The sequence below is a fragment of the Pseudomonas rhizoryzae genome, from assembly GCF_005250615.1.
Taxonomy (GTDB): domain Bacteria; phylum Pseudomonadota; class Gammaproteobacteria; order Pseudomonadales; family Pseudomonadaceae; genus Chryseomonas; species Chryseomonas rhizoryzae.
Genome location: NZ_SULM01000002.1, coordinates 120,318 through 143,943, shown reverse-complemented (window position 1 = coordinate 143,943; position 23,626 = coordinate 120,318). Strand labels below are relative to the sequence as shown.

Sequence of the window (23,626 nt, the reverse complement as noted above, 5' to 3'; positions counted from 1 at the left end):
CCATGCTGGCAGCCTTCGGCCGCTCGCTGCGCGAGGTCGATCAGGCCTCCGATGCGGTCGCCCAGGCCTCCGGTGACCTGGCCAGTTCCATCGGTCAGGCACGCTCTACCATGCAGACGCAACAGGGCGAGACCGATCAGGTGGCCACCGCCATCACCGAGATGACCGCCAGTGTGGCGGACGTCGCCAACAACACTGAGGGCGCGGTAGCGGCTGCCCAGCAGGCCGATCAGGCCACGCGAGAAGGCACCCGGGTGATGCAACAGACGCAACAGGCCATCGAGGCCCTGGCCGCCGAGGTGGATCTGAGCGCCAACAAGGTCGCTGCCCTGGAAAGCCATAGCCAGGCCATTGGTGGGGTCATCGCGGTGATTCGTACCATCGCCGAGCAGACCAATCTGCTGGCGCTCAACGCCGCCATCGAGGCCGCCCGGGCCGGTGAGCAGGGGCGCGGCTTCGCCGTGGTAGCCGACGAGGTCCGCACCCTGGCCTCGCGTACCCAGACCTCCACCGAGGAGATCCGCCGCATCATCGAGCAACTGCAGTCGGCGACCGGCGATGCCGTGGCCCAGATGCAGGCCAGTCGCGGTCATGCCCTGAATGGCGTGGCGGCCGCCGAGCAGGCCAGCGTCAGTCTGAACAGCATCGGCTCCGCCGTGGAGCGCATCGTCGACGTCAACGTCCAGATCGCCAGCGCGGCGGAACAGCAGGCCGCGGTCTCCGAAGACATCAACCGCAACACCACAGGCATCCGCGCCAGTACCGTGCAGGTGCTGAGCGGGATCGAGTCCGACGCCGCTACCGCGGAGCAACTGGCGGGGCTGTCCCAAGAGCTGCGTAGCGTCGTTTCACGTTTCCGCTTCAGCGCCTGATCGCGCCACTCATCGGCCGGTCCCGAGCGGCGCTTTACAGGCTTGGCTCCTGTGGATAACTGTATATATAGACAGTTATTTGCAGGAGCGCCTTGTCATGTCCGTTACCGTCCTGGGTCCGCTGGAATCTTCGGCGATCCAGTTGCCGCTCTACGATTTCCGCCTGCCGTGTGGCTTCCCCTCGCCGGCCCAGGATCATCTGGAGCGCCAGGTATCGCTGGACGAACTGGTCGACCTGCGCGCGCCCCACACCTACGTCATTCAGGTCAGTGGCGACAGCATGACCGGCGTGGGCATCTTTCCCGGTGACCTGGTCATCGTCGACCGGGCGCGGCCAGCGCGGGTCGGCGACATCGTGGTGGCGGTGCGCGACCGCGAGCCCACCCTCAAGCGCCTGGGCCGGCGTGGCGCGAATTTCGTCCTGCTGGCGGAGAACCCGGCTTACGCGCCCCTGGTCATCGGCGAGGGTAACGACTTCGAGGTCTGGGGCGTGGCCACCCACAGTCTGCGGCGCTTCGGCCATGGCTGAGTCGATCCTGGCGCTGATCGACTGCAACTCCTTCTATTGCAGCTGCGAACGGGTCTTCCGTCCGGATTTGGCCGAGCGGGCGGTGGTGGTGCTCTCCAACAACGACGGTTGCGTGATCGCCCGTTCGCCCGAGGCCAAGCGCCTGGGCATCGCCATGGCCGCGCCCTGGTTCCAGGTACGGGAGCTGGCGCAGCGGGGGCAGGTGACGGCCTTTAGCTCCAACTACGCCCTCTATGGCGACCTCAGCGACCGGGTCATGCGCACCCTGGCGACCCTGGTGCCGCGCCTGGAGCGCTACAGCATCGACGAGGTGTTCGCCGATCTGAGCGGCCTACCCGAACCCCTGGACGCCCTCGGCCAGCGGCTGCGGGCACGGGTGCAGCAATGGACGGGCATCCCGGTCAGTGTCGGCATCGCCGGGACCAAGACCCTGGCCAAGCTCGCCAATGCCGCGGCCAAGCGCTGGCCCGAGCGGACCGGCGGGGTGCTCGATCTGCGCGAGCCGACGGTGCGGGACTGGGTGCTGCGGCATTCGCCGGTGGACGATGTCTGGGGCGTCGGCCGGCGCCTGGCGGCGCGGCTGCGGGTGGACGGGATGACCACCGCCTGGGCGCTGGCGCAGCAGGATGCCTGGTCGCTGCGCCAGAGATACAGCGTGGTGCTGGAAAAGACGGCCCGGGAGCTGCGCGGGCTGGCCTGCCTGAGTCTGGAAGAGACGGAGGCGCCGCGGCAGACGATCTGCAGCAGCCGCATGTTCGGCCGACGGCAATACCAGTTCGGCGCCCTGGCCGAGGCGGTGGCCAGCTACACCGCCCGCGCCGCGGAAAAGCTGCGCGCCCAGGGTTCGCTGTGCCGGGCGCTGAGGGTCAGTATCCAGACCGGCATGCACGGCGCCGACGAGGGGCGTTACGCCAATGCCGCCCTGCTCAATCTGCCCGCGCCCAGCGACGACACCCGGGTGCTCAACGACTACGCCCAGTCGGGCCTGCGCGAGATCTTTCGCGACGGCTTCGGCTACGCCAAGGCGGAAGTCTTGCTGCTCGATCTCTGCCCGCGAGGGGCGCTGGCCGGTGACCTCTTCGCCGCCACCCCGGACCCCGCCGCGACCCGGCTGATGGCAACCCTGGACGCCATCAACGGCAAGTTCGGCCGCGAAACGCTGAGACCGGCGCGCATCCCGCGCGATCCCGCCTGGCAGATGCGCCGCGACCTGCTCAGTCCGCGCTACACCACCCGCCTGGATGAGCTTTGGCGGGTGGGGTGAGCGCGGGAGCGCCCTTTACCAGTCGATGGCATAGGCCAGACTGAAGGTACGCCCCTGGCCCTCGGGATAGGGCGCCCGACCGCTGGCCTGAGCCAGCAGCGTCTGGTAGCTGCGATTGGTCAGGTTGTAGATCCCGCCTTCCAGCCGGCCCTTGGGTAGTTTGACGCTACCCAGCAGGTCGAACAGCGTATAGCCCTCGATGCGCCGACCGTTGTTGTCCTGGTAGGCGGCATCGTAGTTGGCCAGGCGCATGCCCTGCAGTCGTAGTTTGTAGGCGTCCTGGGTGTAGCCGAGGAACAGTGTGGTCTTGGCCGGCGAGATGCGGGTGGCGGGCAGGTCGATCCACTGGCCGTCCTGGCGCGTCTCACCCTTGGACCAGGCGTAGGTACCGCCCAGCGACCAGTTGTCGTCGAGGTTCCAGGTCAGGCTGCTTTCCAGGCCGCGTACCCGCTCGCGCTGATCGATCAGCCGCAGCACCCGATCGGTGGCGTCGTAGAACTGGGTGACGTCCGAGGTGTTCTGGTAGACCGTCACCTGCGCCTGGATCGGGTGCCAGTTGCCACGCCAGCCCAACTCGTAGCTGTCGACCTTGATGGCCTGGGCGTTGAGATTCTGGATGTCGTAGGAGCTTCTGACGTCACGCAGGAAGCGCTGGATGTCCGGGAGCGAGAAGCCCTGGCTGAAATTGGCGAACAGGTCCTGGTGCGCCGACAGGTGATACACCGCGCCGAGGTTATACAGCGTGGCGGCGTACTTCAGCGTGCCGCCCGGCAGGACACCGCCACGCCCGGTGCTGACGATGTCGCCGAAGGCGATGCTGTCCGCCACCTCGCTGTCGATCCATTCATGCCGGATACCGCCGCGAAGGGTCCAGTCGCCGATGTCCCAGGCGGTCTGGGCGAACAAGGCCTTGGTCGAGGTCTGCAATTCCGGACCGAGATCGTAGGTCACGCCAGTCTTGCGATAGTTCAGGCCGTTGACCGCGTACTGGTCACCCGTCTGCTCGGCGCGCTCATGACTGTAGTCCAGGCCCCAGACCAGGTCTCCCGTGGCCTGGCCGATCTGCGGCAGCGGCGTATCGACCGCGGTGCGCAGGCCATAGACGGTCTGCCGGCTGTCGGTGGCCGAATAGCCGGCACGACCGCGGGAGATGTCGGGGAAGAACAGCGCATCGGCCTTGCGCCAGTAGCTTTCGACGTTCAGCGTCTGGCCGAAGAAGGCCGCATCGCTGTAGTTGAGGTTGATCGCCTGGTTGGTGGTTGCCGGCTGATCGTCCAGCCGTAGTCCCTTGACCGCCACCGCCTCGCGCGTATTGCGCGGGTCCTTGGTGTAATCGGTGTCCTGCTGGTCCCGGTAATCCTGCAGACCCAGGGTCAGCTTGCGGTCCTCGTCCAGGGCATAGCCGAAGCGCCCCTGCAGATCATGGGTGTCGGTGTCCATGTTGCTGCCCTGGGAGGTGTCCTGGGGAATGCGATGGCCCTGGGCGTCGAATTGGTCGTTGCGCTGGGTGTAGGCGCCCGACAGGTACCAGTCGAAAGCCCCCTGGCGCCCGGTGGCGCTCTGGAAGCCCTCGTAGGCGAAGCCCTTGTGGTTGAAATCCTTGCCGGCGGTGAGGCCCAGCTTGCTGCTGAAAGCCAGCGCCTGGCCCTGGTTGCGCTTGGTGATGATGTTGATGATGCCGCCGGAGGCACCCGCCCCATAGATGCTGCTGGCGCCGGAGATCACCTCGATGCGCTCGATGCTATCCGGCGAGAGGCTGTTGAGCTGACGGAAGTTGTCGCGGCTGGCGTTCTGCGACACCCCGTCGATCAGCACCAGGGTATTGCGTCCGCGCAGGGTCTGGCCGTAGTTGCTCATGCCGCCGCTGGACGGCGCCATGCCGGGGATCAATTCGCCGAGGATATCGGAGATGCGGCGACCCGCGCCGGTCTGCTCGCGGATCTGGGCGGAATCTATCACCTGGACCGAGCCGGGGATGGAGGCGATGGTGCTTTCCGAGCGGGTGGCCGAGACCACCGTGGGTTGCAGATCGACAACGTCGTCGGTGCTGGCGTCCGTGGCCCAAACGGCTGGGCCGAACAGGGCGGTGGCGATGAGTACAGCGAGTCGAGTGGGATGCATGACAATACTTCTTATCGAGTCATTGAGGGGTTGGGGTGGGAGGTAGTTGACGCCGGGGTCAACTGGGATTGGCGGATCAGCCTTATGCCCAGGGCGGCGGCGAGATACAGGGCAGCGACGGGCCAGAACGCCTGGTCCAGACCGGTCACGGCCATGGCGGCACCGCCCAGCAGAGTGCCCAGCAGGGCACCCGCCTTGGCGGCGCTATTGCCGAGGCCAAGGGCGAAGCCTTGCTGCTGGGGGCAGAGGGTGTTGGCGATCAGGGCATAGGCCACCGGCAGCAGGGCGCCCTGCCAGAGTCCCCAGAGCAGGCGGGTGGCGAGAAAGCCCGGCCAGCTCCCGGCCAGGGCGGTGGCGGCCAGGGTCGCGGCGCAGGCCCAGGCCACGCCCTCGATGAGGGCAAGGGTGCGCGCGGGTGACCAGCGATCGAACAGCCGTGCCCAGAGCGGCGCGGACAGCGCCAGGCTCAGGGCGCTGGCGCCGTAGGTGGCACCGATCAGCCAGCCGGGCGCCTGGAGCACCTGGGCGACGTAGAGGGCATAGAAGGGCTGCGGCATGAGCTTGGCCGCCTGCACCAGCACGATCACCAGCAGGATGCCGGCCAGCCAGCCACGCGGCAGGGGCTGTGCCTGGCCGGTCTGGCGGGTCCGCGGGTGGGGACGATCCCGCGGCAGCCACAGCGCTGCCAGGGCGCACAGCAGGCAGCTGGCCATGGCGCTGAGGCACAGCAGCCGGAAGCCCGCCGCATCCAGCAACCAGCCGCCCAGGACCGGACCGAGCAGCGAGCCGAGGGCGGTGACCGATTGCAACTGGGCGAGGGTGCGGCCACGGCTGGCGCCCTGGCACCAGATCAGCGCATAGGCCTGGGCCGCTGCCAGAAAACCAGCCAGCGCGCCCTGGGCCACCCGTACCGCGACCAATGCCCAGGCGTTGCTGACCACCGCCGCCAGCCCCTGGCAGAGCGCCAGGGCCAACAGGGCGCGCAGGATCATCGGCTTGTGCCCGGTGCGGTCGCCGAGGCGGCCCCACAGCGGGGTGAGCAGCATGGCTGCCAGCAGCGGTCCAGCGTAGACCGCCGAGGACAGCAGCGCGGTGTGCTGCGCGCCAGCGGGTCCGAGCAGGGCGGCGATCTGCAATGGCCAGAAGGGCCCGCTCAACTCCATGGCGCCCATCGACAGCAGCTGGATGACCATCAGCAGCCGCAGGCTGCGGGCCTCAGCGGTCATCCCGGGGCGTCCGTAACGGATTGGCCAGGCGTCCGACGACATCGTTCTGACAGTCGAGCAGCCGCATGCGCAGGAAGGCCTTCGCTGGCCAGGGTGCTTCCAGCAGGGCCGTCCGCTCGCTGTGCCAGCGTTGCGGCTCGACCATGGGGCGCAGCTCCTCGAAGCAGCGCGCGACGGTGTCGGCCAGCAACTGCCACGCCTGGGCCTCGGGCAGTTGCCAGAAACGCGTCCCGAGCAGGGCGAGTTCGCCCAGGTGGCACATGAAGGTCGTGTGCAGCAGCTTGTCGCGTACGAAGGACGCATCGTCGAACAGCGTCAGTGTTGGATCGTGCAGTTCCAGGTCCAGCCCCTGGCGATGCAGGGTGGCGCGGTCGATGCGGATGTCGCCGAAGTCCCGCAGCAGCAGGCGGACGGGGCGTCCGCTGGCGCCCATGACCATGAAGCTGTTCTGCTGGTGCGCCTCGAAGGCCACGCCGTACTGGAGATAGATGCCCAGCAGGGCCGGTACGGCGACCGCCAGATAGTCGGCGAAGAAGGCCAGGAAGGCGGCGCCGTCGTCACGCCCGGTCGCCAGCGCGACCCACTCGCGCAGCAGCGGGCGCTGCTGCTCGTCCCGCGCGAACAGGCTACCGACCGGCACGGCCAGTTCGCCCGGCGCGAGTCGGCTCCAGGGATTGTCGCGGTAGAGCAAGCCTAGGTGCCGGGCGCGCTCGTCGTCCGCCGGCTGCGGCTGGTAATGCAGGCCGAGGCGCTCGGGAATGATGTCCAGTTGGCGATGCAGCGCCGGCTCGCGCTGCAGGATCCGCAACAGCAGTTCGCTGACCCTTGGCCCCATGCGGGCCGAGCGCGGCGAAACGGTCCGCTGCACGCTGGTCAGTCGCAGCGACACCGGCAATTTCAGCATGGGCGCGGTGCGGCTCGCCGCGGGCAGCACGGTGCGGAACGACATGGTGGGCGCCGCCTCGCAGGCGGGAATGTCGGTCAGGACCAGCAGGCGGTCGGCGATCTCGGCGGCGAAGTCCCGTGGCAGGACATCCGCGGCCTGCCACGGATGGACCGGGAGCGGCCAGTAGTCGTCGCTGTTCAGGCCCCGTTCGCGCAGATGCTGCCGCAGACGCGTCGCGGCCTCGGGGAACAGCTCGTCCCACCAGGCCTGGTACTCGGGCGTGCCCGGCAGACGTTGCACATGGGCATATTGGCGATGCAGGGCACAGAGCCGGACCTCGATGCGGGCGGCGAATTCGGGCGCGTAGTCGATCAGGCGGGCGGTATCGAGGCCGAGCTTGGTCTTGTAGTTCGGATGCCAGGGATGGCCCAGGGTCCCCCACTGTTCCAGCTGAAGCGTCGGGTTGGCCGGCGCCGTGGCGGCGCGCATCCCGGCCAGCACGCCCTGTCCGGGATGCTGCGTCTGGAGCGCCTGGCTCCAGTGGGCGTTGAAGGCTAGACACAGGGTGTCGTTGATGAAGCTGTCGTCCAGCTCCTCGGCCAGACGCTGCAACGCTTCATGACCTGGACGCTCGGCGAAGTGTTCGCTCAGGCGGGCGAGCAGTTGCGAAGGCCATTGGATTTCTTCGATGGGCGCCGCTGGTCGCTGCAGCCGGACGCTGCCGCACAGATCCCAGCTGTCCATTCGCCCGGGCGTTAGCTGATCGACGAGCAGTTGGCTGCCGTCAGGTAGCAGCAGGCGAGCGGGGCCTGATCCGTCGCTCTGGAATTCGAACTCGACCAGCGTCTCGCGCAGTACGGCTTGCAGCAGGCGCTGCAGGCTGCGTGCACGAGCGGGCAGCAGGGTGGCACGCAACTGCTCGAAATCTATTCCGGCGTCTTGGAAGGCGCGCGTGGTGAGCGCCTGTTGCCAACGGACGTGAAGACGATCTTCCTGGGATAGAACGGGATTCGACACGCAAAGCTCCTCTGTGCCCGGCTGAAAGGTGCGGGCTAGAGCTTATGCAGATAGTCCTTTTCTGTAAATAAGAATTAATATCAAAAGATATTGACTATCAAGTAATACTATTTCTTGTTGGCTGCCGGTGGATGCAGGCGTCGTCCGCGCCACCAGTAGCCCACCCCCAGCAGCAGGAACCACAGCGGGCTGGCCAGCAGCGCCTGGCGGGTATCCGCCTGCAGGGTCAGCAGCACCAGCACCCCGGCGAAGAAGGCCAGCACGGCATAGCACACCCAGCGCCCGCCCGGCAGGCGGAAGGTCGAGACGGCATGCCGTTCCGGGCGTTTGCGTCGATAAGCCAGCCAGGCCAGCAGGATCAGCGACCAGACGAACATGAACAGCACCGCCGCCAGGGTGGTGACCAGGGTGAAGGCGGTGACCAGGTTGGGGATCAGGTAGATCAGCAGCGTGCCCAGCAACAGGCACAGGCAGGACAGCAGCAGTCCGCGCGCCGGCACCGCCGCCCGGGACAGACGGGTGAGGCCGCGCGGCGCATGGCCTTCGCGGGCCAGGCCATAGAGCATCCGGCTGGTGGAGAAGATGCCGCTGTTGGCCGAGGAGGTGGCCGAGGTCAGCACCACGAAATTGATCAGGCTGGCGGCCATGGGCACCCCGGCCAGCACGAAGAGTTCGACGAAGGGACTCTTGTCCGGCACCACCTGGCGCCAGGGTGTGACCGCCATGATCACCACCAGCGCCAGCACGTAGAACACCAGGATGCGCAGCGGAATGGAGTTGATGGCACGCGGCAGGTTGCGCCGGGGATCGGCGGTCTCGGCGGCGGTGGTGCCCACCAGCTCGATGCCAACGAAGGCGAACACCGCGATCTGGAAGCCAGCGAAGAAACCGCCCAGCCCCATGGGAAAGAAGCCACCGTCGTTCCACAGATTGGCCAGGCTCGCGACGTTGCCGGAGGGCGACTGGAAACCCCAGGCCACCAGCCCGAAGCCGGTGACGATCAGGGCGCAGATGGCGACGATCTTGATCAGCGCGAACCAGAATTCCAGTTCGCCGAACAGCCGTACCGTGACCAGGTTGAGGCCCAGCAGGAGCAGCACGCAGAGCAGCGCCGGTATCCAGGGTGCCAGGCTGGGAAACCAGAACTGGGCATAGGCGGCGATGGCGATGACATCGGCGATGGCGGTGACGATCCAGCAGAACCAGTAGGTCCAGCCGCAGAAGAAACCGGCCCAGGGCCCGAGCAGATCGCCGCAGAAGTCGATGAAGGACTTGTAGTCCAGATCCGACAGCAGCAATTCGCCCAGGGCGCGCATGACGAAGAACAGCGCGCTGCCGATGATCAGGTAGACCAGCAGGATGGAGGGGCCCGCGAGGGCAATGGTCTTCCCCGAGCCCATGAACAGGCCGGTGCCGATGGCGCCGCCGATGGCGATCAGTTGTAGATGACGGTTGGACAGGCTGCGTTGCAGCCCCTCGGGCGGGGTGGGTGACGCGGACATGACGAGAGTTACCTGGAAACGCGGGGGCCACAAGGTAAGAGAAGCATCGCGGGGGTGCCAGAGGTTTGGCTGTGGCAGGATGCTGCAGGTTGCCAGCGGGACGACCGCTCGTCCGGTTGCGCTGAGCCGCTACCAGGCTTGCCAGGGCCATCGGCGCAGTCCAAAGTGACGGTTCAACCGCTGGGCTGACGGGAGTCCGGCAGCCCCAGCTGGCCAGCAGGGTCTGCTCGCGACCGGTGACGTCTCGTCCGAGCGCGGTCTGCCTTTGGCGAACGACCGGGCGGCCGATCAATCGAAACGGCCGAGGCAGTCTGCCCGGGACCGCTGAACCTTGAGCAGTAGCATGTCAGACTTCGCAACCTTCGATTGGGCGAGCACACCGTTGGGGCCTAGGTCTGGCTGGTCTGCGGCCTTGCGTACCACCTACGACCTGCTGATGGCGTCACCCTTCGCCATGTGCGCCATGTGGGGGCCGCGGCGGACCTTCTTCTACAACGCCGCCTATGCGCCCTTTCTCGGGCAGCGCCACCCGAGCGCACTGGGCCAGCCCATCGAGCAGGTGTGGGCGGAGCTCTGGGATGAGATTGCCCCCTTGATCGATCAGGCCATGGCGGGCGAGCCGGTACGTTTCGTCGACAAGCAGCTGGTGATGACCCGCAATGGTTATCCCGAAGAGACCTACTGGACCTTTTCCTACAGTCCTCTGTACGAAGACGAGACGGTAGTAGGCTTTCTCAACATCACCACCGAGACCACGGCGAGTGTGCTCGCCCATCGCCAGCGCGACGCTGCCGAGGCCGCGCTACGGCGACATAACCTGTCGCTGGAGCAGGAACTGAGCGTTCGCATCGATGAACGCGACAGCGCTCGAGAGGCCGAAAGCAATGCCCGGGTCAATGCCGAGCGTGTTCGCCTCGCCCTGGCCGCTGGCGCCATCATCGGCACCTGGTACTGGGACCTGCCCACCGACAGATTCACCGTCGACGAAGCCTTCGCCACCAGTTTCGGCCTGGACCCGGCACTCGGTCGCATCGGCCTGAGCCTGGCCCAGGTGGGCGCCAACGTCCACCCGGACGATCAGGCCGGGCTCGCCGCCGCCATCGCCGAGGTGATCGGCCGCGGTGGGCGCTATGCCCACCAGTACCGGGTGCGCCGTCGCGACGGCCGCTACTACTGGCTGGAGGCCAACGGCCATGTCGAGCTGGCCCCGGACGGCACTCCGCTGCGCTTTCCCGGCGTGCTGCTGGACGTGGACGCCCGCCGCGCGCTGGCCGACGAACGCGATCGTGCTCTAGCCGACCTGCGTGACCTCACCGCGACCCTGGAGCAACGCGTCGAGCAGCGTACCCAGGAACTGCGGCGTTCTGAAGAGGCGCTGCGCCAGTCGCAGAAGATGGAGGCCGTCGGCCAGCTCACCGGCGGAATCGCCCACGACTTCAATAACTTGCTGGCGGGGATCTCCGGCAGCCTCGACCTGATGAGCCTGCGCATCGGCCAGGGGCGCTTCACCGAACTGGAAAAGTACCTGCTGGCGGCCCAGGGCAGCGCCAAGCGGGCGGCGGCCCTGACCCATCGGCTGCTGGCCTTCGCCCGCCGCCAGACCCTGGCGCCGGAGCCCACCGACGTCAACCAGCTGATAGGCGGCATGCTCGACCTGGTACAGCGCACCGTGGGGCCGGCCATCCAGGTCCAGTTCGACAGCCTGCCGGACGACCAGCCGCTGCTGGTGGACCAGTCCCAACTGGAGAACGCCCTGCTCAATCTGTGCATCAACGCGCGCGACGCCATGCCCGCCGGTGGCCGTATCCTCATCGCCGCCAGCGAGCGACTTATCGACGAGCAGGGTACCCACGGCTTCGACCTGGTTCCCGGGCGCTATCTGCACCTGAGCGTGACCGACACCGGCAGCGGCATGACCCCGGAGGTGGCGGCCAAGGCCTGCGAGCCCTTCTTCACCACTAAGCCGATGGGGCAGGGCACCGGGCTGGGGCTGTCGATGATCTACGGCTTCGCCCGCCAGTCGGGCGGCCAGCTGCGGTTGCGTTCCGTCCCCGGCGAAGGCACCACGGTCTGCCTCTACCTGCCGCTGCGCCTGGCGGAGCGACTGCAGACGGTGCCCTTGGCGGAGGGTGTCCTTGGCACCCTGGAAGGCACCAACGCGACCATCCTGGTGGTCGACGACGAACCCACGGTGCGCATGCTGGTGACCGACCTGCTACGCGAACTGGGCTACCTCATCGTCGAAGCCGCCGACGGCGCCGCTGGCTTGGAAATGCTGCAGTCCGATGCCCGCATCGACCTGCTGATCACCGACGTCGGCCTGCCCGGCGGCATGAACGGCCGCCAACTCGCCGACGCCGCTCGCGTCCATCGCCCGGCGCTCAAGGTGCTCTTCATCACCGGCTTCGCTGAAACCTCGCTGCTCAGCGACGGCCACCTGGAGACCGGCATGGCCGTGCTGACCAAGCCCTTCGCAGTGGAGGCGCTGGCGTTGCGGGTGAAGGGGTTGGTGGAGGGGTAGGGACGGCCGCGGGAGAGCCCAGACATGCAGCTGTCCCCTATCACGCTCCGCGGTGCCTTTGGCGGGGGATGGACCTGCCTTTTTCGTTCTGGATTAGTATCGGTCCTTTAGCTCTGGGCGCGCAGACCATGACGGACCGTCAGTTGATCATTCCGACCGGCATGCACGTGCTTGTCGAACGTGCGGGATATGTCCCGGCAGTAAAGGTCGGTAAGACCCTCTATTGCGCGGGCCAGGTGGGGCGCACGCCGGAGCTGGAGGTCATCCACGACCCCGAGCAACAATTCCTCGCCGCCTGGGAGAACCTGCGACTTGTCCTGGCCGCGGGTGGCTGCGGATTCGAAGATGTCGTTGAGATGACGACCTACCATGTAGAGATGCAACGGCACCTACCCCTGTTCAGGCGAGTGAAGGATGACGTCTTTCCCCGGGGCACTTGCGCCTGGACATGCATAGGCGTAGCCGAACTGGCTCGCCCTGGCCTACTCGTCGAGATCAAGTGCATCGCCGTGCAACGCTAGATTCTGTACGAAAATGCCTGCGCTCGGTGATGCTTCGTTGAAAAAGGCTTCGGAATGCTCATTTACCACTCGTAAACTCCGCTTCCTCAGCCTTTTTCGCCTCGCCTGACCTTCGCTCGGCGACTTTTCGTACAGAACCTAGGCCTCGCTGCCGCCAGGTTCATCCGGTCACGCCAGGCCGTGATCCCAGCAGCCGTCGTATCAGCCGATGACGTCGAGCCCGGCGTGTCCGCTCTGTGGGGTGTAGGGAGCTCGGGCATGAACACCGACCGAGCGAGTAGGTGATGATGTCAGTCGCGCTTCCAACCGGCGCGGGGAGCCATCCAGTATCTGGTAAGGGCGAAGGGAATCGAACCCTCGTCATGAGCTTGGGAAACTCTACCTCCTGCTATCTCAATCCATCTCTCTAGATTCCAGCCTGGCTCCAAACCCTTGTAGAATGCGGTCTTCATGCAAGGTCGCGGGTCCGGGGTCGTCTCAGCGGGTCTCACCTTGTTTCAGGCCAACTGTCACCGGAAACTGTCACCAGATGCTCACTGAACGGCAGATCCGCGCGCTCAAGCCGCGCGAGAAGGACTATGTCACCTCCGACGGACGCGGCGCGCGGGGGGAGGGGGTGTTGGTGCTCAAGGTGCGGCCCAGTGGCACCAAGGAGTTCTATTTCCAGCGCCACGTGGGTGGGGCGAAGAAGCTGACCAAACTGGGCAACTGGCCGGACTTGTCCCTGACCCAGGCGCGGGACAGGTGCCGGACGGAGGCCGAGGTGGTGGTGAGCGCCGGGACCTTCCAGGAGTTGCTGTCGGCCTATGTGGCCAAGCTGGAGGGGGAGGGCGCGGCCTCGGCCGGTAACGTGGCCTGGTCGTTTCGCCATTACGTCAGCGAGCCCTTTCCGGAGTTGGTGCGGCGGCCGGCGGCGCTGGTGGGGCCGGCGCAGATTCGTGACATCCTCAGCCGGATGATCGACCAGGGCGTGACCACCTATTGCAACCGGCTGAGATCCCAGTTGCATGCGGCCTTCCAGGTGGGCCTGGAGCAGGAGTACAACCCGCGCAGCTATCTGCAGGTGAAGGTGCGTTTCGGCTTGCAGAGCAATCCAGTGGCGAGCATTCCGGTGCAGGAGGATTGGGAGCAGCCGGGCGACCGGGCCCTGTCGAAGGCGGAGTTGCGTACCCTGTGGCAGCTGTTGCCGGAGCAGCTGTCCCTGACCACCGCCGAGCTGATCCGCTTTCTGATCGCCGCCGGCGGGCAGCGGCCGGAGCAGTTACTGGCCTCGGAGCGGGCGCTGTACCAGGACGATCACCTGGTGATCCGCAGCACCAAGGGCCGGGTGCAGGGTGAGCGGCAATTACACGTGGTGCCCTTCAATGCGCCGATGCGCCAGGTGTTGCAGACCATGGCGGAGATCGATGCCAACGGCGCCTATCCGTTCCAGGGCCGTGTGCCGGGCCAGCCGCTAAATGTGCAGTCGTTGTCGCGGGCGGTGACCAACCTCTATCGCCGCCATGCCGCGGAGTTCACCGCGCCCTTCACCCTGCGCGACCTGCGACGGACCTGCAAGACACTGATGGCCAGCGCGGGCCTGAGCAAGGAATTGCGCGATCGCATCCAGGGCCATGCCTTCAACGATGTCTCTTCCAAGCACTATGACCGCTACGACTATTTCGCCGAGAAGCGCGCCGGGCTGGAGACCTGGGCGGACTGGTTAGAGAAACACATCATCCACTGAACGCTGCTTCAGGCCGCACCGTCGGCACTCCAGCGCATGGGGTCGACCTGCCAGGCGGCGATCGCCGATTCGCGCCAGCCGACGCGCCCGGCGCTGAGGTTCACCGGGCTGGGAAACTGCTTGGCCTTGATCGCCCGCCACAGGGTGGCGCGCGACAGGGAGGTGACCCGCAGCACCTCGTCCTCGCGCAGGAATCTATCCAGTTGGGCCATGGTGCTCTATCTCCTCGGGTGGCCGGCGCGGCCGGCGGCGGTCGGGGTACGCGACGGCTGCCGCGGGGTGCGTGGCGTGGCGTGCTTCATGCCGGACTCCGGCTGGCCGGGCGGCCATGCTCGGCGGGGCTGTAGTGGGGGTTGGCGAACACCCAGCAGCGCACCTTGTCCGGACGGTCTTCCAACGGATTGCGCTGCCGCTGCAGGGCGCGGATGCGGCTGGTGACCACCTTGTTGTCGATGAATCTGAACTGGCGGCTGTCCTTGAGCAGTTCTCTCAGGGTGCCCAGGTCGGCCAGGCGCTGGCGGTGCTCGGCGGCGCGCTCGACGAATTCGTTGAGGTTTATGGCGATCTCCCACCCGTGGAGGCTGTGGTTGACCACCGGGTCGCCGCTGAGCGACTGCAGGTAGTCGTAGACCTGCCAGAACTCGACGACCGCCGGGTGATCGGCGCTGATGGCGGCCTGGCGCTCCAGGGCGATGCGCACCAGGGCGCGCTGGGTCTCGGCCACCATGCCCGGTGGCAGTTCCACCACCAGGCCCAGGCCGTCGAGCAGGGCCAGCAGCATGGCGTGGTTCTTGACGATACGTTCGATGCGCAGATGGCCGACCAGCTCGTTCTGGCAACTGCGGCAGCGGTGGTCGTTGGCCGCGAGCGGGGCGCCGCAAGAGAAGCAGTTGTCGCCCAGGCGGCGCAGCTTGGTCTCGTAGCGAGGAAAGGCCTCGTGGAACAGCGCCAGGACCTCGGCCTCGCGGCGAGTGGCCAGCAGCAGGAAGTGGCTGAGGGCGGCGCCGTCCATGCGGCTCAGGCTGTCGGCGGCGGCGCGGCTGGCGTCGGTCAGTACCGGGCGGGTGAAGTGCAGCTTGACGATCCGCGTGAGGATGGCCTCGGAGGCGCTCACCGGGGCGTTCTGGCTGATGGCGATGGTGCCGCGGAACGGCGGTTCGTAGGTCTCGTTGCCGGCGGTCTTCATGCCGCGGGTACGCAGGGTGCCGCCGCCGAAGAAGTCCTTGAGTTCATCCCAGTCGAAGCTTTTGGCGTGGGCCTTCTCCGGGTCGTTGCGGTCGCCCTCGATGAGCACGATGGGCATGCCGGCAACCTGGCCCATGGCGCGGCTACGGCCAGCGGTGGAGGACTTGGATGGGTCGAAGCCTTCGTAGCCCGCCCGGCCGAACAGCTTCCAGAGGAAGGTCAGCAGGGTGGTCTTGCCGGCGCCGGCTTCGCCGGTGGCTTCCAGGAAGGGGAAGGACTGGTAGCGGGCACGCAGCTGCTCGGCGAACAGCGAGCCGAACCAGAAGGTGAGGGCGGTCAGGCCATTGCTGCCGAAGCAGGTCCACAGCAGCGGCAGCCAGTCGTGGCGGTAGTCGCCGGCGGCCGGATTGGGCCTGAGGCCGATGGTTTTCTGCAGGGTCTTGAGGCGCAGCCGGCCGAAGTCGAAATAGTCCTCGTCGTTGACCCGGTGCAGCTGGCCATCGCGCACCGCCAGGTCGCCGAAGACGTAGCAGCCGTGCTCGCGGCTATAGCCGACGTAGTCGATGGTCTCCACGGTCTTCAGGCCGAACAGCTGGTCCTTCATGATCTTGTCCAGCTGGGTGCCGCTGCCGGTGAAGACGGCGCCGGCGGCCATGCCCAGCAGGCGCTTCTTGAATTCGCTGGCGGCGGCGACCTGGGCGCCGGTGAAGGTGTTCTTCACCGCCGGGCCGTCGTGGGGGAAGTCGACGCGGAAGTAGTACCAGGATTCGTCGGTGATCTCGTTGCGCTGGAAGTAGAGGGCCTGGGGCGCGCAGTTGGCGATCTCCACCACGTTGCCGGCCAGGCGCATGGCCTTGTCGCGCTGCTGCTGGCTGGTGAGCTGGCGATCCTCGTCGCGCTCGGATTCCTCGAGGTGGGTGAGGGCCTTGTTGTACTTGTCCAGGTCGAGCTTGAACCAGTAGAGGCGATTGTCGAAGGTGAAGTGGAATTCGTGGCGCTCGCGCCATTCGTAGAGCAGCACGGCCTTTTCGCTGGCGGTCTCGGCCAGCAGCAGGGCCCCGTGATGACGGGCTTCGGCCAGGTCGCGGTCACGCTGTTCGGTACGCGTCGCCGCCTCGGGCTCGAAGGCCCAGCGCTGGTGCAGGTCGTTCCAGTCGACCTTGCGCCCCGGCTGGGGGATCTGCGCGGCGGTGCAGGGGTAGCCCAGCGCCCGGGCCTGGCGCACCCAGCGCCGGGTGTAGCGCTGGGCGCCGGGTTCGTTGTCCAGCGCCCAGACCAGCCGCGGCAGGCGACCGCCGCGTAGCCGCGCCAGCTCCTGCAGCGATTCTTCCGGATAGGCGTTGCTGCTCATGGCCGAAACCGCGGCGAGGCCGTGGTGGCGCAGGGCGATGGCGTCGAAGATGCCCTCGACGATCCACAATTCCTCGACCTGCAGCAGATCCAGGTCCGGTGGGCACCACCAGACGCCCCTGTAGCTGGCGCCGGGCTGGAAGCGGGCCTTCTGCTTGCCGAAGCGCGCCGGCCGGTCGATCAGCCGTTCCCAGTAGCCGCCCTTGGCCAACGGGAAGCGCACCGTGGCCGAGCCGATGCCCTGGGCGCGGTCCCAGTAGGTTTCCTGGCTGTACCAGCCCTTGATCAGGCCCAGGTCGAAGCCGCGGGCGAATTGCAGGTAGCCGTCGGCGCTGGCGGCCGGGGCCGCCGCGCTGGGCTTGAAGCGCTCCGACCAGTCGTCGAAGAGGTCGGCGAACAGCTCCTTGACGTGCCAGCTCTGGCCGCACTTGGCCTCGCGACCGCATTTCACCACCCAGGGGGCGTCGTAGTCGGTGAACAGCTCGCGCTGGTGGCAGGCCGGGCATTCGCCCTTGCGCAGGTAGTGGGTACCGGGGCTGAGCTTGAGCCCGAGTTCGCGTTCGAGGCGTGGCAGTAGGTCGGCGCGCAGTTGCGGATCCATGGGGTAGCGGCTCAAGGGTTCACCTGTGCATCCGCAGTGAGCTCCCGCACCAGGCGCAGCTCGCCTTGGGGCTGGCGCTCGGCATCGTGGGCGAGGATCTGGAAGCTGCGGGCGATTTCGCGCAACTGGGCGCAGCTGTAGGCCTGCTGCACCTGCAGGAGCGGCAGATTGAAGACGATCCGCGGTGGCTGCTGGGAATCGCATGACAGGGTGACATCGAGGCACAGCTTCACGGACGCTGCTCCAGGTTGCGTAGTTCGGCGCGCAGGGCGCGGGCGGTATCGGCCACGGCGGCCAGGGCCGGGTGGTCGTGGTGGATGCGCCAGCGGCGCAGGGGGCCGGCCGGGACCGTGCGATAGCGGTCGTCCCACCAGTGCTCCTGCAGGCCGGCGCGATACTGGGCGGCCAGCCAGCGCAGATAGGCGCGGGCTTGCGTGGGGGTGAGCTGGAGCGGGATGCAGAGCTCGGCAGGCATGGTCTCTCCCCTCTTCAGGGCGCAACTCGCCCCTACCCACGCAAGGCGGGCATGGCGCGGCGTCAAGGTGGGTGGTTTAGCGGCGGGAAGGGCGCGCGGGCGCTTCGATCAGGGCGGCGGAGATGTCCGCCACCGGGATGCGATAGCGCTGGCCGTGCGGGTCGACCAGTACCAGGTGGTCGGCGCTGCTGGCGGCCAGGTCGAGCCAGGGGCCCTGCGCTTGGGCGTCACGCCGGCGACGGAAGCCGGCTGGGACCAGGTCGTGGCGGGTCATGGCGTGGGCTCCTCGAGCGGATCCAGCAGGTCCTTCTGGTTGCTGGTCATGCGGCTGGCCTGGGTGGCGGCGCGCTTGATCTTCGAGGGTGCCAGTGGCAGCACCAGGCGCGGCGCCTGTAGTCCCGAGGGGCTGAGCTGGTAGTCGATGGTCTGGGTACCGCCGAAGGTGGCACCACAGGCCAGGTTCTTGCACTGGTACCACAGCGAGCGGAAGCAGGGGGTTTCACCCTTGCTGCAACGGATCACCAAGGGACCGTTGCAGGCGGGGCAGACCAGACGGAATTCACTCATGATGGGCGGACCTCCGGGAGGCAGGGCTGACGGGGTGGTTCAGGGCGACGCTCACGTCTGGGGCGCATCGGTGGCCGTGGCTGGCGTCGGCTTGATGCCGAGCAACACGGCGCTGCGGTGGGCCTCGCCGCGCAGGCATTTCTTCTGGCCATTGAGCACCGCATAGACGGTGCTGGGATTGAGTTGGTGGCGCAACGCGAACTCCTTTACGGAAATACCCTGGAGTTCCAGGCGCGTTCGCGCCTCTTTGCAGGCTTGCTCGGTGGCATAGGTGTCGGCCATAGTTAACATTCGTGTGATTTGAAGTAATTGAGGTGAACGATATTCAACAAATGTTGAATAGTCAATCGCCGAGGGAGACTTTTGTTGAAAATTGGCGACCGGTTGCGTTTGGAGCGTTTGCGGCTGGGCATGAACCAAGCCGATTTCGCGGCCCTGGCGGGAGTGACCAAGACCAGCCAGTTCAATTACGAGAAGGGCGACCGCAGCCCGGATGCCAACTACCTGGCGGCGCTGCGTCCGCATGGCGTGGACATTCACTTCGTGGTGACCGGCGAGGCACTGCCGGTGACCGAGTCGGCACTGTCTACCGTGGAGGCGGAGCTGCTCGGCTATTTCCGCGGGATGTCGGACGCCAGCCGGGACGCGGTGCGACGCATGGCCTTCGCCATGGCCGTGGCCGACGGCGCCCTGGATGCGGGGCAGTGAGCTACAGGGCCTAATTCGGGGTTTCCGCACGCCTGGCAAGCTTTTGCGCAACTACGACGAGAAGCACTTGGCGATCCGTATCACAAAAATGTACTGTATCTGCATACAGTATTTTTGGAGGCGGCGACCGATGGATCAGGCGCGTTTGACACCCCTATGGCACGAGCGACAACCGGTGCTGCTCCCCACTCGTTTCGAGTTGGAGCTGGTACAGGCCTTTCGTCAGCTGTCCTGCAGCGATCAAATGACCCTCTGTCGCCTGGCTAATAGCCTGCTGCAGGTGCAGGGGCCGTTGCCACCCCGGGCCGACCAGCCGACCGTCGCCCCGCGCTTTCTGCCCCGCCCGCACTGAGTTCTCCCGGACTCGCCAGGCCACCCTTGCGGGTGATATCGGCCCCTGGCCAACGGCTCTACGGATCCGCGTCCTGCTGCCGCGCCTGACCTCAGGTCGACTTCTTGGCCGACCCCTGGCGCTCCTCGATCTTCTTGGCTTCGCGCTCCACGGCCTTGAGCGCCGCTTCCTTGCTGGAATAGAGAAAGCGCAGATGATAGGGATTGCCCTGGTCGCCCCGGGTGAGGCTGACCTGCTTGCCGGTCGCCGGGTCCCGGTAATAGGCCAGCACACCGCTGTATTTGGGCGGCACCTCGGTGACCAGATCCGCGACCAGATCCTCCGGCTGCCTGGCCTGCAAGCCGCTGAGCTCGGTGACGAAGCCGCCGTCCACGTTGAGGGTGTGCTTGATATCGCCGCCGTACCAGATGATGTCATCGATCTCCGGCTTGATGCCCGTCAGGGTATAGCTGAGTTCCGGGATGAGATCGGCGCAGCCGAGGGCCAGGTGGTAGGAGAGGGTGGCGGCGCCGCGCTGCAGGCTCTGCCATTCCGTCTCGGCCGCCTGGTGCGCCTGGGTTTTGTTGGCATAGGTGTGGCGCAGGTCGCGCGGGTTCTTGCCATCGCCGACCACCTCTTCCAGCCGCTTGCCCTGGTCCACGTCGTAGTAATAGGCGCGTACGCCATCGTTGGGGACGGTGAGCAGGTACTGGTGTTGATCGCCGTCCTGGCGGCTGAGGATGATGTGGGGCAGGTCCTTGCCGCTGGCCGTCTTGCCCTGGCCCTTGAGCATGAACAGCAGGCGCCCGGCCTTGACCGTGGCGACGGCATCGTATTCTTCACCGAGGCGGGTCAGCAGGTTGGCGTCGGATTCCCGCGCCTGGTCCAGCTGGAGAATCGGTTTCGCCTCCAGGTTGGCATCCACGGCGGCGGTAAGGCCCTGGCGAGCGGCCAGGATGCGCAGCACCTCGCCCAGGGTGGTGTTGCTGTAGCTCTGGTCGCGCTGGGTCTTGAAACTCTTGCTCAGGTCGGCGCTGCGGGCGCGCAGCTTGAGCAGATCCGGCGCGCCGTTATGGGTGATCTCGGCGATCAGGTAGGTGCCCTTGTCGACCAGGCCGGTATTACTCCAGCCCAGCTCCAGCTGGAGGGTGCCCCCGAGCGGCGGCAGGGGTAGGCGGCCATCGTGGTCGGACAGGGTCAGGGTCAGCTCGTCCACCTCCAGGCCGCGCTTGTCGGTCAACTCCAGGCTGACCAGGCGTGGCGCCAGGCGATCACTGATGTCCTTGCCATCGAGCCGCAGGCGATAGATCGGCTGGGGATAGTCGCCGTGGTTCGGCCCGCGCAGGGAGGTTCGGCGCAGTTGGCCGGTGGTGGGGTCCAGGACTTCGCTGATCATAGGAGCTTCCGCAGCAGGCCATTGGTGGCGGCCAGCGCGGTCCCGAGGAATTCGGCGGCCTGGTTGTCGTCGATGCGCTTGAGGGTGAGCGTGAAGCCAATGCGCCGTGGTGTGCCGTCCGAGAAGAAGATCGTCTTGGTCTCGTTGAGACTCTCGATCACCCAGAGACCGTAGATCCGGCCGGAGCCCTCGATCAATGGCCAGGCGCTGCCGGTACTGGCCATGAGCCGCAGCAAGTCGAGGCTGGTGGGCGAGCCGGCCAGTTCGGGGGCGAGCCAGCCGGGCAGGGTGATGGAGTCGTCGCCCTTGCCAACGAACTGGCGGGCCGGCTGGGCGCCGACGCGCTTGGTCACGGCGTGGGTGTAGGCCGTAGTACGGTTGAGCTCGTTGTAGGCCAGGGTATGAAGGCTGAAGACGAAGGTGCCAAGGGCCATCATCATGGTAGTCAACTCAAGTCTAGGAGGCTGCTGCGGTTACGCGCGGCCTGTTCGGTTTTCTCGCGGGCGATCTCGCTACGTACCAAGGTGGCGATTTGTAGGGCGTCCGCATTGGCCGGGGCGTTGATGGTGATGTTGAAGAGATCGTTGCCGGCCGGTGGCGTGGCAGCAGGGCTGGTCAGGGGTGGGCGGCTGTCGATGGTCAGGGGCGCGCTTATCCCGGGTAGCGGGGCGGTGGCCGGGCTGGTCAGCAAGACGTTGCTGCCGGCGAGGCGTTGCGCGCTGGCCAGTTGCGGTAGCGTTGTGTCGACACCGCTGACTAGTTTCGCCGGAGCGGGGCTAGTCAGCGGTGGTCGCTCGCTGACGGGCAACGGTGCGGCGATCCCTGGGAACGAGGCCGTCGCCGTGCCCATAGCCACGGCCGCGGTGAAGCCCTTGCCAGTCTGGAGCTTTGTCAAGAGACTACTGTTATCAGCACCGCCACTGGCCCGATCGGCGAGTAGGCTGATAGGGGCGGTGTTCGCTTGCGGGCTCAAGGTGTTCTTGAGCTTCTCCCAGCCACTAGAGGCGGCTTTCTTCAGTTCGCCCCACATCCCGACGACTTTGTCCCAGTTGGTATAGATCACGGCACCGACCCCTGCCAGAGCAGCGACCCAGCCCAAAACCGTACCGAGTGGCAGGGCAATCAGAAAACGTAGCCCATTGGCGACAATCGATAGGGCGCCGCTACCTATGGTACCCAGAGCTTCCAGGCTGCCAGTGAGCAGCGGGAGCGCTCGGGTGCCCAGATTGGCTAGTCCTTGCAAGCCGGTGCCGACCACACTGAGCGCGCCACTACCCAGGCTGCTCAAGGCGCCGAACGTCCCGGAAAAGGCCGCGCCGGCCATGCTGAGCACGCCCCTGACCATCAGGAAGGGCGTGATGATCCCGACCAGGCCCATGGCCAGCGCTCCGAAGGCAGCGGACAACAGGCTCGCGCCCGCTGCGAGAGTGATCAGGAGGCCGCCTGCGGTGGGGTTGTCCTGTAGCCACCCGTTAACCTTTTCCAGGACCTGGGCGACGATTTCCAGCGCCTTGACGTAGGTGGGCAGGATGGTATCGCCCATTTGCCGGTACAGATCGGCCTTGCGTGCCTGAAGGTTGAGCTCTGCCCCCTCGGGGGATTGCTGTGCCTGGGTAAATAGGCCATCGATACCCGCGGTTCCCCGCGTCTTGGCGGAGCTTTTGTCGAGTTGCTCGCGCTGCTGATAGATCTGGGTGAAGAGTTCGGCACCGGCCTGATCGGGCAGGATGGTGCGGATGGCGGCGAGGGTCTGGCGATCACCGGTGATACCCTTGGCCTTGAGCGCAGGCAGCAGGACTTGTTGCAGCCAGGCAGCCTGGTCCTTGGCGAACAGTTCGCTGCCTTTGAGCGCGCCGGCGTCCAGGTTGGCGTGGGTGCCATTGGTCTTGACCCGCCCCGGATCGACCAGGCCAAGGCTCTGCAGCTTGCTTGCCGCCGCGGCGGTGGTAGTGCCTTGGTAAAGATTGCGATAGCTGGCCGATAGGCCATTACCCACCTTTTCGCCACCCAGCTGTTGTACCAGCGGCTCGAGACGGTTGTAGAAGGCGTCGGCGCTCAAGCCGCGTGCGGCTTGCCCGCCTTTTTCCACCACCTTTTGCCATTCCGGTGGCGCGACTCGCCCCTGGGTATTGGCCAGAGTCTTTTGGACGGCGTCGGCCTGCTCGTTGAAGCTGGCCGCGTCCTTCAGACCGCCGCGGTCGGCGATGACCGGCAGCATGGCGGTGAATTGAGTGGACTTCGCTGCCCCGTCGTCCTTGCCATAAAGAGCCTGGTTGGCGACCTGGAGTTTGGCCAGGGTGGGCGCGGCCAGCTTGGCCTGGCTGATGTCGCCGAGGGCGGCCAGGGCTTGACGCATGGCGCGCAGTTTATCAGTGGTACTGGCGCCATAGACCTGCATGGTCTTGGCTTGCGCGACGGCCTCGTTGGGAACCTGGTCGCCAAGGTTGAGAACCGCGATGCGGTTGGCTTCCTGGTTGAAGCGTTTGGCTTCTCCTATAACGGGCGTCAGTATGCCGAGGCTCTGCTCGACGGTATCAGAACCCATCTCGCGCAAGGCGGACAGTCGCTCTACGCGTTTGTCGAAATCCTCGCGGCGTTTCTCAGCGGCTGTCTGAGTAGTCGCCTGGGAAGCTCCCAGGCGCTGGTCGATGCGCTTGATGGCAGCCAGGATCTCTCTCAAGTCGGCTGGCATGCTGCGGGTCTGGGGATCATTCGCCATCGGGAGCGGCTCTCATACGGGCGCGTTCGCGCCAGTCCATCAATTCGGCCAGGCCCATTGCATCGAGCTGGTCCAGCGGCCAGTGGAAGGTGATGGCGAGATCCGCCAT

At 66.5% G+C, this 23,626-nt stretch carries 23 protein-coding genes; 8 read left to right on the top strand and 15 right to left on the bottom strand.

The genetic code is table 11. The annotated features are described in order from the left end of the window. The first annotated feature begins 2 nt into the window (after positions 1-2). The 3 genes from FAZ11_RS25305 (at position 3) to FAZ11_RS03160 (ending at position 2,665) form a co-directional block, all read left to right on the top strand. On the top strand, positions 3-872 hold the full coding sequence (locus tag FAZ11_RS25305; RefSeq protein WP_421958161.1) for a methyl-accepting chemotaxis protein: 870 nt from the start codon (positions 3-5) through the stop codon (positions 870-872). A 97-nt stretch (positions 873-969) separates the two neighbouring features. Next, on the top strand, positions 970-1,401 hold the full coding sequence (locus FAZ11_RS03165; RefSeq protein WP_058768201.1) for a LexA family protein: 432 nt from the start codon (positions 970-972) through the stop codon (positions 1,399-1,401). Continuing rightward, complete coding sequence (locus FAZ11_RS03160; protein ID WP_137279071.1) at positions 1,394-2,665, top strand: Y-family DNA polymerase; 1,272 nt, start codon at positions 1,394-1,396, stop codon at positions 2,663-2,665. The genes FAZ11_RS03165 and FAZ11_RS03160 overlap by 8 nt, the downstream gene beginning before the upstream one ends. A 15-nt stretch (positions 2,666-2,680) precedes the next feature. Here FAZ11_RS03160 and FAZ11_RS03155 read toward each other — a convergent pair whose 3' ends face one another. From FAZ11_RS03155 to cycA, 4 genes are all read right to left on the bottom strand, one after another. Then, positions 2,681-4,786: a TonB-dependent receptor gene (locus FAZ11_RS03155; protein WP_058773302.1), complete on the bottom strand. Its 2,106-nt coding sequence runs from the start codon at positions 4,784-4,786 to the stop codon at positions 2,681-2,683. An 11-nt stretch (positions 4,787-4,797) separates the two neighbouring features. Then, entirely contained in the window at positions 4,798-6,012 is a 1,215-nt protein-coding gene (locus FAZ11_RS03150) for an MFS transporter (RefSeq protein WP_058773303.1), read from the bottom strand. Continuing rightward, complete coding sequence (locus tag FAZ11_RS03145; RefSeq protein WP_137279072.1) at positions 6,002-7,915, bottom strand: IucA/IucC family protein; 1,914 nt, start codon at positions 7,913-7,915, stop codon at positions 6,002-6,004. Before FAZ11_RS03145 ends, FAZ11_RS03150 begins: the two co-directional genes overlap by 11 nt. Positions 7,916-8,022: 107 nt before the next feature. Continuing rightward, positions 8,023-9,417 (bottom strand): D-serine/D-alanine/glycine transporter, encoded by a 1,395-nt coding sequence (gene cycA, locus FAZ11_RS03140; RefSeq protein WP_058782364.1) that lies wholly within the window; start codon positions 9,415-9,417, stop codon positions 8,023-8,025. A gap of 343 nt (positions 9,418-9,760) precedes the next feature. Here cycA and FAZ11_RS03135 point away from each other — a divergent pair, with 343 nt between their 5' ends. The 3 genes from FAZ11_RS03135 (at position 9,761) to FAZ11_RS03120 (ending at position 14,185) form a co-directional block, all read left to right on the top strand. Continuing rightward, the gene (locus tag FAZ11_RS03135) at positions 9,761-11,938 is read left to right on the top strand and encodes a hybrid sensor histidine kinase/response regulator (RefSeq protein WP_058782363.1); all 2,178 of its coding nucleotides are present in this window, start codon (positions 9,761-9,763) and stop codon (positions 11,936-11,938) included. Positions 11,939-12,066: 128 nt separating this feature from the next. Beyond that, positions 12,067-12,459 (top strand): RidA family protein, encoded by a 393-nt coding sequence (locus tag FAZ11_RS03130; protein ID WP_058773366.1) that lies wholly within the window; start codon positions 12,067-12,069, stop codon positions 12,457-12,459. 529 nt (positions 12,460-12,988) lie between these two features. Then, positions 12,989-14,185: a tyrosine-type recombinase/integrase gene (locus FAZ11_RS03120; RefSeq protein ID WP_137279073.1), complete on the top strand. Its 1,197-nt coding sequence runs from the start codon at positions 12,989-12,991 to the stop codon at positions 14,183-14,185. Positions 14,186-14,193: 8 nt separating this feature from the next. Here FAZ11_RS03120 and FAZ11_RS03115 read toward each other — a convergent pair whose 3' ends face one another. The 7 genes from FAZ11_RS03115 to FAZ11_RS03085 form a co-directional block, all read right to left on the bottom strand. Next, the gene (locus FAZ11_RS03115; protein ID WP_058763383.1) at positions 14,194-14,397 is read right to left on the bottom strand and encodes a helix-turn-helix transcriptional regulator; all 204 of its coding nucleotides are present in this window, start codon (positions 14,395-14,397) and stop codon (positions 14,194-14,196) included. Positions 14,398-14,483: 86 nt separating this feature from the next. After that, positions 14,484-17,321: a toprim domain-containing protein gene (locus tag FAZ11_RS03110; protein WP_058773307.1), complete on the bottom strand. Its 2,838-nt coding sequence runs from the start codon at positions 17,319-17,321 to the stop codon at positions 14,484-14,486. Between the two features lie 11 nt (positions 17,322-17,332). Further along, positions 17,333-17,554 (bottom strand): hypothetical protein, encoded by a 222-nt coding sequence (locus FAZ11_RS03105; protein WP_058768216.1) that lies wholly within the window; start codon positions 17,552-17,554, stop codon positions 17,333-17,335. After that, entirely contained in the window at positions 17,551-17,796 is a 246-nt protein-coding gene (locus FAZ11_RS03100; protein ID WP_137279074.1) for a hypothetical protein, read from the bottom strand. Before FAZ11_RS03100 ends, FAZ11_RS03105 begins: the two co-directional genes overlap by 4 nt. Positions 17,797-17,872: 76 nt before the next feature. Beyond that, entirely contained in the window at positions 17,873-18,070 is a 198-nt protein-coding gene (locus tag FAZ11_RS03095) for a hypothetical protein (protein ID WP_058763389.1), read from the bottom strand. Further along, positions 18,067-18,363: an ogr/Delta-like zinc finger family protein gene (locus tag FAZ11_RS03090; RefSeq protein WP_058768218.1), complete on the bottom strand. Its 297-nt coding sequence runs from the start codon at positions 18,361-18,363 to the stop codon at positions 18,067-18,069. Before FAZ11_RS03090 ends, FAZ11_RS03095 begins: the two co-directional genes overlap by 4 nt. 51 nt (positions 18,364-18,414) lie before the next feature. Beyond that, the gene (locus FAZ11_RS03085; protein WP_058768219.1) at positions 18,415-18,645 is read right to left on the bottom strand and encodes a DNA-binding protein; all 231 of its coding nucleotides are present in this window, start codon (positions 18,643-18,645) and stop codon (positions 18,415-18,417) included. A 129-nt stretch (positions 18,646-18,774) separates the two neighbouring features. Between FAZ11_RS03085 and FAZ11_RS03080 the strand changes: the two genes are divergently transcribed. After that, complete coding sequence (locus FAZ11_RS03080; RefSeq protein ID WP_237141886.1) at positions 18,775-19,071, top strand: helix-turn-helix domain-containing protein; 297 nt, start codon at positions 18,775-18,777, stop codon at positions 19,069-19,071. 130 nt (positions 19,072-19,201) lie between these two features. Continuing rightward, positions 19,202-19,423: a hypothetical protein gene (locus tag FAZ11_RS03075; protein ID WP_058763397.1), complete on the top strand. Its 222-nt coding sequence runs from the start codon at positions 19,202-19,204 to the stop codon at positions 19,421-19,423. A 91-nt stretch (positions 19,424-19,514) separates the two neighbouring features. Here FAZ11_RS03075 and FAZ11_RS03070 read toward each other — a convergent pair whose 3' ends face one another. The 4 genes from FAZ11_RS03070 to FAZ11_RS03055 are packed head-to-tail and all read right to left on the bottom strand — an operon-like array spanning position 19,515 to position 23,626. Continuing rightward, positions 19,515-20,798 carry a contractile injection system protein, VgrG/Pvc8 family gene (locus FAZ11_RS03070; RefSeq protein WP_137279075.1) on the bottom strand — a complete coding sequence of 428 codons (1,284 nt, stop codon included), beginning with the start codon at positions 20,796-20,798 and terminating at the stop codon, positions 19,515-19,517. Next, positions 20,795-21,238 (bottom strand): phage tail protein, encoded by a 444-nt coding sequence (locus tag FAZ11_RS03065; protein ID WP_058768222.1) that lies wholly within the window; start codon positions 21,236-21,238, stop codon positions 20,795-20,797. Before FAZ11_RS03065 ends, FAZ11_RS03070 begins: the two co-directional genes overlap by 4 nt. Before the next feature lie 5 nt (positions 21,239-21,243). Then, positions 21,244-23,517: a phage tail tape measure protein gene (locus FAZ11_RS03060; protein WP_137279076.1), complete on the bottom strand. Its 2,274-nt coding sequence runs from the start codon at positions 23,515-23,517 to the stop codon at positions 21,244-21,246. Beyond that, entirely contained in the window at positions 23,507-23,626 is a 120-nt protein-coding gene (locus FAZ11_RS03055; RefSeq protein WP_081320027.1) for a GpE family phage tail protein, read from the bottom strand. Before FAZ11_RS03055 ends, FAZ11_RS03060 begins: the two co-directional genes overlap by 11 nt.